This window comes from Ruminococcoides intestinihominis, assembly GCF_040096285.1.
In the GTDB taxonomy this organism is placed as follows: domain Bacteria; phylum Bacillota; class Clostridia; order Oscillospirales; family Acutalibacteraceae; genus Ruminococcoides; species Ruminococcoides intestinihominis.
In genome coordinates this window covers 1-2,968 of sequence record NZ_JBBMEY010000084.1, presented here as the reverse complement: position 1 = coordinate 2,968, position 2,968 = coordinate 1, and the positions used below count along the sequence as shown (strand labels likewise).

Here is a 2,968-nt window from a genome sequence, read left to right as displayed (position 1 = left end):
CACAAGGAAGGCTGGATGGTTTCTACTAATTCTAAATATCTACCACATAACAAGGCAAGTTCTAGCCCCACAAACCCAAATTTATTTAACTAGCCTTTACGCTCAAACAGAATTGAAAAAACTAAATTTATTTAACTAGCCTTTACGCACAATAAGAATAAAAAAACAAACGCAAAAACACCCACCAAAACGGTGGGTGTAATTTTATGTTTTATTAAAAAACTAAGATTTAAATACCCTCAAGGGATTTATTAAGGAATGCTTTAGTTTTCTCTGATTTAGGATTATCAAATACTTCTTCAGGTGTACCGAATTCCTCAATAACACCATCAGCCATAAAGATAACCTTATCGGAAATATTCTTTGCAAAGCTCATTTCGTGAGTAACAACAATCATTGTGTTGTCTGTACTTTTAAGACCTTGAATAACCTTTAGCACTTCACCGGTAAGTTCAGGGTCTAGTGCTGATGTTGGTTCATCAAAGCAAAGAATATCAGGATTCATTGCCAATGCTCTGGCAATTGCAACTCTCTGTTGTTGTCCACCGGAAAGCTGACAAGGATAATGCTCAATTCTATCTGTTAGTCCAACTGTTTCAATTAATTCTCTACCACGCTTTTCAATGTTTTCCGGAGTGTCAATCTTCATTAGTGATGGTGCAAGAGTAACATTCTTTAGAACATTGTACTGTGGAAATAGGTTGAAGTTTTGGAATACAAGACCAAAGTGCAGTCTGTTCTTTCTGATTTCATCTTCCTTATATTTCTTGTTCTTTGAACCGTCAAAAATTTCTTTACCATTTACAGAAATAGTACCATTCTCAGCAGTTTCTAGGAAGTTAAGGCATCTTAACAAAGTTGTCTTACCACTACCTGATGAACCGATAATAGAAAGCACTTCACCCTTTTCAAGTGAAAAGTCAATACCTTTTAGAACCTCTGTTTTACCAAAACTTTTTCTTAAATTTTTTACTTCTAATATAGCCATAGTTAACTCCTGAAGTAACTTAGTTTTTTCTCAATAAAGTTAAAGAGAATTGTAAGTAGTCCTGAGAAAATCAAGTAGAAAGCACCTGTATAGAATAGAGGCCAAATCAGACCATCAGTCTTGATATATACCTGTGCAGTCCAAATAATTTCATATACTGCAATAATTCTTGCAAGAGAAGTATCCTTTACAAGAGTAATGATTTCGTTACTCATTGGTGGCACAATTCTCTTGATAACTTGTAACAACACAATCTTGAAGAAAATTTGTGTTTTTGTCATACCAAGAACTTGACCTGCCTCATACTGACCCTTTGAAATTGACTCAATACCACCTCTGTAAATTTCTGAGAAGTAGCAAGAATAGTTAATTACAAATGCAAGTAATGCTGCTGAAAATCTTGGTAGCAGTCCTGTATTTAGGATAAGACCCGGACCGTAATATACAATTATTAATTGAAGTAGTAGTGGTGTACCTCTGATAATCCAAACGAAGGTACGAACCAACCACCTTAGTGGTTTGAACTTACTCATTGAGCCAAAACAGATTATTAAGCCAAGTGGTAACGAAAAAAGTAGTGTCAATCCAAATAGCTGTAGTGTAGACAAAAATCCGTTTAATAGGTCAAGAGTGATAGATAGAAAATCGCTCATTTATTTATCATTCCTTATGTATTACTTACAAAGTGCCACATTATATTTCTTAGATAGCTTTTCAAGTGTGCCATCCTTTGTTAAATCCTTAATATACTGATTGAACTTTTCTGTCATATCAGATTTCTTACGGAAACCAACACCATATTCTTCCTTAGTTAGAGATAGGTTGTGGCCTAGTGTTTCATAGCTTGTACCCTTACCTGTCATAGCGTCAGCCATTGTGCTGTCAATAATACAAGCATCAACAGAACCTGACTTAACTTCAAGTAGAGTATCACTCTGTGCTGAAACCGGTGTATATTCTAGGTTGTTATCCTTAGCAGCAGCTTCACCTGCAGAACCTGATTCAACTGCAAACTTTAGCTTAGAAAGTGACTTAACATCCTTATACTTGCTAAGTTCATCCTTCTTCATAACAACAACCTGTTCATTCTTAGCATAAGCATCAGTAACACTTGTGTTCTTCTTAACTTCATTTGTGATTGTCATACCGTTCCAAGCACAGTCAATTGACTTTGTGTTAAGTTCCATAAACTTGTTATCCCAGTCGATTTCGATGAACTTAACCTTAACGCCCATTTTCTTACCGACAGCCTGAGCAAATTCTGTATCAAAACCTGTCCAGTTACCCTTATCATCCTTATAGTTCATTGGCGCATAGTCTGTAATACCTACAACCAATTCACCCTTATCCTTGATGTATTCATAGTCAGAGCTTGAACTGCCACAAGCAGTAACAAGCACAGCCATAACTGCACATAATACTAATGCTAATACTTTTTTCATTGTTGTACCCTCTTTTACTTTTTTATTTTTTCTTGTTGGAAACCATTTTCTTATATCTTCTATTATTAATTACCAACAAAGTACCTAAGCCTAAAACTAAAAATGCAAATAACTTTTTCATAATAATACTTCCTTTACAAATTCATTTCAAACTTACCTACCTATTTTACTTTATTTCGCTAAACTTGTAAAGTGGTAATTTAGCAAAATTTAAAGAATTAGGTCACTTCTTTTTTACATCACATACAAAAATTATGGAAATTCCTTTCATTTTCTTAATGTTGTTTTAATTGTAAAAGAATATTGTGCTTTTAATATGTATTGAAAATTAGATTTTTTCAATTTTGATTGTTGATAAAGATAAATTTGATAAATTGGGTTTTTCAATCTTGTTTCTGCGTTACGATAAATTAATTTTGAAAATTTGGGTTTGTAGAGTTAGAACAGACCTTGTTTTGTGATAGATATTTAGAATTAGTAGAAACCATCCAGCCTTCCTTGTGTAAAGGAAGGGGGACCACGAAGTGGTGGAAGGATT

The 2,968-nt window shown here is 34.0% G+C and carries 3 protein-coding genes; all 3 read right to left on the bottom strand.

The genetic code is table 11. From position 1 onward, the window contains the following. Window positions 1–229 precede the first annotated feature (229 nt). Genes WMO18_RS10750 through WMO18_RS10740 form a run of 3 tightly spaced genes read right to left on the bottom strand, consistent with a single transcriptional unit; the run spans window position 230 to window position 2,430 of the window. Entirely contained in the window at window positions 230–988 is a 759-nt protein-coding gene (locus WMO18_RS10750) for an amino acid ABC transporter ATP-binding protein (RefSeq protein ID WP_248004752.1), read from the bottom strand. 2 nt (window positions 989–990) lie between these two features. Beyond that, entirely contained in the window at window positions 991–1,641 is a 651-nt protein-coding gene (locus WMO18_RS10745; protein ID WP_022505840.1) for an amino acid ABC transporter permease, read from the bottom strand. A 21-nt stretch (window positions 1,642–1,662) separates the two neighbouring features. Further along, entirely contained in the window at window positions 1,663–2,430 is a 768-nt protein-coding gene (locus WMO18_RS10740) for a transporter substrate-binding domain-containing protein (protein ID WP_022505839.1), read from the bottom strand. Window positions 2,431–2,968: the final 538 nt, after the last annotated feature.